This window comes from Azospirillum canadense (assembly GCF_025961225.1).
GTDB lineage: Bacteria > Pseudomonadota > Alphaproteobacteria > Azospirillales > Azospirillaceae > Azospirillum > Azospirillum canadense.
The window spans coordinates 247501-255522 of record NZ_JAOQNG010000006.1; the positions used below are offsets into that span (position 1 = coordinate 247501).

The 8022-nt window shown below is 64.8% G+C and carries 5 protein-coding genes and 3 pseudogenes (1 of these 8 only partly in view); 4 read left to right on the plus strand and 4 right to left on the minus strand.

What is annotated here, in order from left to right; genetic code table 11:
- On the plus strand, positions 1–414 hold the 3' portion of the coding sequence (locus M2351_RS27830) for an IS5 family transposase (protein ID WP_264659284.1). The gene continues 354 nt to the left of window position 1, outside the view; only the last 414 of its 768 coding nucleotides appear in the window; its start codon lies beyond the left edge, outside the window; its stop codon occupies positions 412–414.
- Between the two features lie 9 nt (positions 415–423).
- Here the strand turns inward: M2351_RS27830 and M2351_RS27835 are convergent, their stop codons facing one another.
- From M2351_RS27835 to M2351_RS45295, 3 genes and pseudogenes are all read right to left on the minus strand, one after another.
- Positions 424–2607: a hybrid sensor histidine kinase/response regulator gene (locus M2351_RS27835; RefSeq protein WP_264659285.1), complete on the minus strand. Its 2184-nt coding sequence runs from the start codon at positions 2605–2607 to the stop codon at positions 424–426.
- A gap of 311 nt (positions 2608–2918) precedes the next feature.
- A pseudogene (locus tag M2351_RS45290) lies at positions 2919–3208 on the minus strand (IS30-like element ISAzs27 family transposase); the annotation flags it as partial.
- Positions 3209–3269: 61 nt separating this feature from the next.
- Positions 3270–3467, minus strand: a pseudogene (locus M2351_RS45295) (IS30-like element ISAzs27 family transposase); the annotation flags it as partial.
- A 1190-nt stretch (positions 3468–4657) separates the two neighbouring features.
- Here M2351_RS45295 and mobI point away from each other — a divergent pair.
- Positions 4658–5023, plus strand: coding sequence for a conjugative transfer protein MobI(A/C) (mobI, locus tag M2351_RS27845; protein ID WP_264659286.1), 366 nt, complete (start codon positions 4658–4660; stop codon positions 5021–5023).
- Positions 5024–5687: 664 nt separating this feature from the next.
- Here the strand turns inward: mobI and galE are convergent.
- Positions 5688–6689: a UDP-glucose 4-epimerase GalE gene (gene galE / locus M2351_RS27850; protein WP_264659287.1), complete on the minus strand. Its 1002-nt coding sequence runs from the start codon at positions 6687–6689 to the stop codon at positions 5688–5690.
- A gap of 525 nt (positions 6690–7214) precedes the next feature.
- Between galE and M2351_RS45300 the strand changes: the two are divergent.
- Both M2351_RS45300 and M2351_RS27855 read left to right on the plus strand, forming a co-directional pair.
- Positions 7215–7622 (plus strand): annotated as a pseudogene (locus M2351_RS45300) (calcium-binding protein); the annotation flags it as partial.
- A 49-nt stretch (positions 7623–7671) separates the two neighbouring features.
- A partial coding sequence (locus M2351_RS27855) for a calcium-binding protein (protein ID WP_319801936.1) occupies positions 7672–8022 on the plus strand: 351 nt, incomplete at its 3' end.

Genomic DNA, 8022 nt, shown 5'->3' on the forward strand with positions numbered 1-8022 from the left:
GACCGCGGTAAGCCCGGGACCAAGTACCACGTGGTCGTCTCGACCGATGGCCTGCCGCTGGCGGTCGTCCCTTCGCCCGCCAATGTGCATGACACCAAGCTCTTTCCGGATCTGCTGCGCCTGGCCCAGGTTGTCTGCGCCGCCATCAGCAGGCTCTACGCGGACGCGGGTTACGACAGCGCCGATAACCGCTGGCTCTGCTTGCGCGACGGCATCCAGCCGCACATCCGCAAGATCGGCGAGCCCCACGGCTCGGGGCTCGGCAAAGTCCGCTGCGTCGTCGAGCACGGCTGCGCTTGGCTGCTCGCAAACAAACGCCTAGATCGACGGCAGGACAGGTTGGGGCGGATCATACTCGCGCTGCTCACCGCCGCGGCGATCTTCATCATCGCCAACCGCCTCAGCGCATTCTGAAAACCGTCCCTAAACGGAGAGGGATGCGGCGGCATGGCGCGCCGCTTGATCCGTGTCGGGCGGCAGCAATCGATGCACGATGTCGGAAAAGTCCGAGAAGTTGTAGGGCTTGCGGAGAATGATGAAATCCTCAGCGCCGGCGTCGCGGGCCGACCCGCTGTAGCCCGTGGTGAGCACGATGGGCAAACGTGGCAGATGCTGCCGGACCAACTGCGCCAGCTCCAATCCGGTCATGCCGCCCGGCATGATGATGTCGGAAAAGAGCAGGTCGACGGGCACGCCACGGTCCAACACCTCCAAGGCGGCGTTCGCGTCGGCGGCGTGCACCACGTTAAAGCCGAGGTGCTCAATGACCAACGACGTCGCTTCCGCGATTTGCAGGTTGTCCTCAACCAGCAAAATGGTCGCGCGCGTGCCCTGCACGACGACGGGCTCGACACCCGGTGACGGCTCGCCCCCCGCCGCCCGGGCCACGGGCACGTGGCTGCGGGGCAGAAACAACGTCACCGCCGTGCCCTGGCCCAGTGTGCTGGCGATGGTTGCCAGGCCCCCCGCCTGCTGCGCGAAGCCGTAGACTTGGCTCAGGCCCAACCCGGTGCCCTTGCCGATGTCCTTGGTGGTGACAAACGGTTCAAAGACCTTAGGCAGGATGTCCGGCGGGATACCGCATCCCGTGTCGGACACCGTGAAGACCACGAAGTCGCCGCGCAGCTCATGGCTTTGGGCGGTGCCGTTGAGCACGATGTTGCGCGCTTCGATCGCGAGCGCGCCACCGTTGGGCATAGCGTCGCGGGCATTCACGCCCAAGTTCAACACCGCCAGCTCCAATTCGCTGGCGTCGACGTGAACGGGCCAGAGGTCCGGGGCTACGTACGACGTCACGACGATGTCGCCGCGCAGAGAGTGTCGCATGAGATCGAGGAACCGCGGCAATTGCTCGCGCAGTTCCAGCGGCGTCGGAGCGACGGTCTGGCGGCGCGAGAAGGTGAGCAGGTGGCGCGTGAGGCTTTCGCCGCGGGAGGCGGCGTTTTCGATCGCGTCCAGGGCGCGCTGCTGGCGGGCGTCGAGAGGCCCCATGCGCACCAGAACCAGACTGCTGGCCATGATCTGGAGCAAGTTGTTGAAATCATGAGCCACGCCGCCGGTCAACTGTCCCATGGCTTCGATGCGCTGCGCCCGACGGAGCGCTTCTTCGGCCACTTCGCCCCGTTGTAGCGCTTCGCGAATTTGGGCCTGAGCGGCGTGTTCGCGTGTGGCCCGGCGGTACGCGAGCGCGGTGATGCCAATCAACAGCGCGGCGATCGGCGCAATGACCAGGGCTCCGCCGGTCAGGGCGGCCCTCCAGGTGGCCGTGACGTCGCTCACCGGCACAGACACGAGGGCGGTCAGCGGCAGCCCAGCCAGCCGGCGCGTGGCCACCATCCGCTCCGCGTTGTCGCGTGTTCCAGGGGCCCGATACACGCCGTCCACCCCATCACGAACCGCCCGGAACAACCCAGTCCCGGTGCTCAGCCGTGGGGGTGTAGACCAATCTTGCCTGCCCAATGGCAGGTCCAACAGGTAGAAACCATTGCTGTTGATCAGGGCAACCTCGGACTCTGTGCCGCTCACCGCGGGCGCTTGCGGAGGCAGAAACTGGCCCATGGGCACGAGAGCGACGGCCAGACCGGAGAACCCGCCGGCGGTGTCGGGCATGCGCAAGGCCACCCCAACGCTGGGTTCGCCGCCAAAAGTCAGCAAGGCGAGACCGCTTGCGGGGGGGGTGTTGCGCACCGTCGCGAAGACGTCCTGGTCGGAAATGTCGAGGTCGCGTGGTGCGGGAAACACGGCGCTGCTGGCCAGAGCATGGCCGGAGCTGTCAAACACCCAGAGCGCTTGACCGGGGTGCCGCTGGACGATCGCCCGCAACGCCTCATGGAGCGGCCTCTCGGCTTTTGTCCCCCCGAGAGAACGGGTGCGGGAGACCGCATCCAGCGCGCGTTCCGCGAGCAAGCGTTGCCGCTCAAACCCGTGCAGCGCTTCGGCGCGGACGCGGTCAGCCTGACCGCCGGCGGCCGTCTCGCCGTCTCGCAGCGCCTCTCTGTACATGACCCAAGCCCACGCTGCGTACGCCACAACGGAGCAGAGCACGCCGGCAACAAGCAGCAGGCGCAACACCTGGAGCGTCGTAAGCCGGCGTATGGTCACTCGCATGCCCGTCTCCGCTTCGTCGGGATCAGATGCCTCACGTCATTGATGTGCCGCACACCGCATGCGCGTTCGGCACAAAGCAGACATCATCCTGTGCGGGGAGCCTTTGGCCTAGACACTCTCCGCCGCGCTTCACTCCAAATAGATCTTGGAGGACGCATTAGGTTTACACGAGGAGAATCTTTTATCAATGATGCTTTCTTCTAATGATACGGCCACTTTTCCTATGAGTGGACGATCAAAAGCGTGATGCGCACCTTCTGTATCTACGACGGATATGGCCATGGAAATAGAAGGGGGGTTGCGCGCACGTCCAGCAGGATGTGAAAGCGGCTGTGCCGCTCCCGCAGCGAGGTCAGGGTAGCCTTGCCGAACGGACGCGCAACGATAACCAGATCACCTTCCCAATGCCCGAGGCTCTGTCGGGCGACCACCTCGGCCGGTTGGCGACTCAGTGCTCCGCCGGGATCGGGCCGCTGCGCGGCTTGCGCCCCGAGCGTTGCCGGTGCCGACACCGCGCCACGGCCAGCAGCGCGGAAAAGTCCAGACCGCGACCGTCGGGGCCATCGATGAAACAGTCGATGGTCTCGTGCGAGACCGTACCGCAGGGCAGGGGGGTCGCGCCGGCGCCGCCCGCTGCTTGCAGGCGTCGTAGTCGGCCGTGGGCAAGAGTAGCCCCGGTATTTCTGGCCCCAGCGGTCGCGAAAGGGATCGTAGTAAAAGTTGCGCCTGATCTCGCGGCGACTAGTCGAGCGGTGCCGACCCAGATCCGCCACTATCACCACCACCGGCACCTTGGCGTCACGCATCGTCTGAAGGCGCCGCCGTTCCGCCCGATCGATGTGGGAATACTGCGTGCCCATCCTGACCCCCTGAAGCCGGTAAGCCCTTGCACTGACACAAGATTTTCACTTCAGGATAGAATCTACCCGAACCTGCCGATGTAGCCTTATAAGGTTAATTATGGAAAATTATGCGCTGCAGACATCCGTTTTCGTCCGCGGCGGATCGCTACTGCGGCTCCGATGTCATCAGGACGATCAATGCGCACGGTTGGATCTGTTTCTGGTCCGCGGCGATGCCCGCCATTGGACACCCGGGCACAATGAAGCGAAACGTTTCATACGGTCGGCGGATGAACACCTCCAGTGTCCGCAGACCGTCAAACCCGACAGATCAATGCTTTAGCATTGATTGAGCGGGTGATACGGAGACGCCTACAGGCGCCGCCCGTATCAATGGCGGCCACGGTGGGCACCAGCGGGCATCCGGCGCCGGCAGGCCGATACTCGATCCGGTCGATGATCCCCGCGCTGAAGGTACGGGAAACTACCTCTAAATCCTCTCTGGTAACCTGTGGGTGACCTGTGGGTGACCTGAGCAATCAGCCCCCAGTGACCGACTGCGGATTTCGCGCGCTGGGTGACCGCGAGGTCACCCAGCGGTGATCTGGAGGTGAGGATAGGAAATTGGGCGCCTTTTTCGCGCCGCCGAAAGACACCGTTTTCGGCGGCATCGGAGGGTTAGGTGACCTGCCGGTGATCTCGCGGTGACCAGCACGGCCGGAGCCCCGGGGATTGAGGACTCTTTACGGACCCGCGATCCTAAGCCGGTGCGACGTGGACCAAAGTCACGAATGCCTTGGGCACATTTGGAGCGGTGTTCTGTATTGGCATAACTTGGCAGGTTATGCCCATATTAATGGGCACATTGTCCCCCATAGAACGCTGAAAGCGGCACGGAGCGAATGACGGTTCCTTTTCATTCGACGCTTCGATTTCTATGGGCATAACTTGGCAGGTTATGCCCATATTAATAGGCGCAATGTCCCCCATAGAACGCTGAAAACGGCACGAAGCGAATGACAGTTGTGTCCCATTCGGCGTTTCAATTAGCATGGGCGAATCTAGGGGTAGTTTTGCCCATATACATTGGCAAAACCCCTCATGGGTATCATGGTGAAACGCCAGCAATACTGTAGGGGCATATGCGAGTGAGTTTTGCCCATGAGTAGGAATGGGCAAAACCTGGGGGACGAAAATGAGGGGTGAAAATGACTTTAGCCGATGAGATTCGAAGCCTGCGCGAGCGCACCGGAGCAACGTTCTTTGACGTCCTCCGAGCGCTCGCTGAGGACGAAGGCCAGTTGGTGCAGGCCGAAGCACAGGCTGTGGCCGAGAGATTTTACGAGGAGGCCAACGAAATCCGCGCCAACCGGCCGGCAAAGGAGCACGCCCGCTACACAGTTCGCGTCGTCACCGGGCACATCACACCCACCATCCGGTGGGTTCGCATTGGCTTCAAAGGGCCGAAGAATCGCGAACAGCCTCCGCGACCAAACTCGCCAAGATGGTCGGGGCGGCCCACCGACGGTGCTGGCGAGCGAGGATCGTCGGAAAGCCGGCATGGCCGAGCATGAGCAGTTCGATCGGGATGCGCGCCGGTTCATAGCGGCGCGTTAGCGCCCCTTGGATGGGAGGCCCTGGATAGAAGGCAGCGATGCACGGCTTGGCGATCGGCAAGGTTCAAGAGCGGGTCGGCGAGCGCGAGGAGGCGGACCGTCTTCGGTGGATGCGGGCGCAGAACATGCCCGCGGAGCTGGTCCGTGGGCGCCTGCTACTGACGGAGGAGGTTCGAACCAACCGCCCGGTTCCGCTGTTGGGGCGGCCCGATCAGGTGTTCGAAGCGCCGTTGCGGACGCCGGTCTGCTGGTCGCGGTGGACACGAAAAACCGCCGTTGGCCTCGAGTGTTTGTGTCGGATATCGTGCAACTGCAGCGCCCCCCAGACGCTGGTCGCCGTGAAGACGCCGACATATCGGGCCGCTCCAGATCCCATCGCCCGCACCTACTGGCGCAGCACCCAATCACAGTGGACAGGGATACCGGAATTCGGACCACCGTGGCGCATTGCCACCGGCCGACGCCGTGGTGCTGGCCGTCCCCAACGCCGCCTACCGGACCGAGGGCTGAGCCCTGACAACCGGGCTGCTGAAGGACGGCTAGGTTGGTGTGGACGTCAAGGGCCTGCTCGACCGCCGTGTGGCGCTGGGGCAGCTGAAGCGGCCCTTAAACTCGGAGCCTTCTAACCCGGGAGCGAGCGCTCCCAGGCGAGCGCACTTCGCACAATCTCGTCGAGCCGGTCGTGCTTGGGAACCCAGCCGAGCCGCTCACGGATCCGGTCAGCGCCCGCGACTAGCTGGGGCGGATCGCCGGCACGCCGGTCGGCGACGGTGGCAGGGACCTTTTCGCCGCTGACCTCCTCCAGCGTGCGCACGACCTCCAGGACCGAGGCGCCGCGCCCGTAGCCGCAGTTCAGCGTCAGGCTCTCGCCGCCACGGCGCAGGTGGAGCAACGCCAGGACATGCGCCTCGGCGAGGTCGCTGACGTGGATGTAGTCGCGGATGCAGGTGCCGTCCGGCGTCGGGTAGTCGGTGCCGAAGATCGACAGCGCCGGCCGCCGGCCGAGCAGCGCCTGGCAGGCGACCTTGATCAGGTGGGTCGCGGTCGGGGTCGCCTGGCCGGTGCGACCCGCCGAATCGGCGCCGGCCACGTTGAAGTAGCGTAGGATGACGCTGCGCAGGCCGTGCGCAGCCCCGGCATCGCGCAGCATCTGCTCCGTCATCAGCTTGGAGGCGCCATACGGGTTGATTGGGGCAGTCGGCGTGTCCTCGTTGATCGGAACACGGTCCGTGGCGCCATAGACAGCTGCAGTGGAGGAGAAGACAACCTTGTCGATCCCCAGTCGCACGCAGGTGTCGAGCAGGGTCAGGCTGTTGACGGTGTTGTTCCGGTAATAGGCAAGCGGCTTCTCCACCGACTCCGGCACGACGATGGAGCCGGCGAAATGCATGACCGCGTCGACGCTGTGCCCGCGAATCACCTTTTCCAGCAGGTCGGCTGACCCGACGTCCCCTTCGACCAAGGGCACGGCTTCCGGTACGGCAGCGCGCCGACCGGTCGACAGGTTGTCGATGGTCACCGCGGGGATGCCGGCGTCGGTCAGGGCATGGAGGACGTGGCTGCCGATGTAGCCGGCGCCTCCGGTCACCAGGACGCGGCGCGGAGCCGCCGGTTGGTCGAGCATGCTGGGCACTTCCTTATCCCGTGTCGTCCGGACAACGCCGCCCGGCGTCCCCGGCGGCGTTGTCCGGAGCTAGGCGGGGGTGGCGGATCTGTCAACCTGACCGGAATGGCCGCGCCGCGCCGGGCCGGTCAGGGGACCGCAAAAGCGGGTTGCCCCGATCGGCGGCCGGACGCCCCTGGGACCGGCCGGCGGGGGGCGCGAATCATGCCCCTGAACGCATCCCGAGACGCGAAGGCGAGAGCAAGGAAAGCCCTTCGGCACCGCCAGACCCAAAAATTGCAATTCCGACATGAACCGCAGGATGTCCGAATGCGCGAGTTCCCAGCCTCCGCCAGGGTTTCACGCAACCATCCATTAACGTTTCTGAAATGAAACATTATCCACAGAGAGCACTGTCCTGTGGCATGGGTAACCCCACGGTGGTCACCCCAGCGACATGTTCCATTCCGCACTTGCAAAAAGGGGTTACCAATGATATCCGACCCTTCGGCATAAGTTTTATTCGCTTTTGCAGGGGTTTCCAAGATGTCGACGGTCACTACGGTCACGGGTGGTATCTCCAACGCCACCGCTCCCTCCACGCTGGCGGGCGCGATCCTCAAGAACACCAGCCTGGTGGACTCCACCAAGCTGAACAGCGGCGCGATCGTCAACGCGAGCGCCGGCGGCACCTACGCCCTGTCCACCGTTTCGGGCGGCGCGGTGATCGCCTCCGATAACACCTCCACGGTCACGCTGATCGGCGGCGCCGGCAACAACCAGCTGCTCGTCGGCAACGACAAGGCCGGCTCGATCCTCCAGGCCGGCACGGGCGCCAACCAGACCCTGGTCGGCGGCGCCGGTGGCCAGCTGCTCGGCACCTCGACGGTCGCCGGCGGCTCGGCCACCATCCTCGGCGGCGCCGGTGCCGACACCGTCGTGGCTGCGGCCGGCAACAACGTGCTGACCGCTGGTGAGGGCAACAACCTCATCGGTCTCGTCGGTGGCAACAACCAGGGTCTTCGCGGCCGGCAACGACACCGTCATCGCGGGCGGCGGCAACGCCACCATCGGCGCCGGTGCGGGCAACGCCGTGATCAACGTCGTCGGCGGCTCCAACCTGGTCATCGGTGGCTCGGGCAACTCGACCATCGCGGCCGCGGCCGGCAACAACACCCTGTTCGGCGGCTCGGGCAACACCACGATCGCCGGCGGCGCGGGCAACGACCTGCTGATCGGCAGCACCTCCAAGACCGGCAACGCGGTCCTGGGTGGCTTCGCCGGCAATGACACCCTGGTCGGCGGCGTCGGCAACGACACGCTGTTCGGCGGCGACGGCAACGATAGCTTCGTG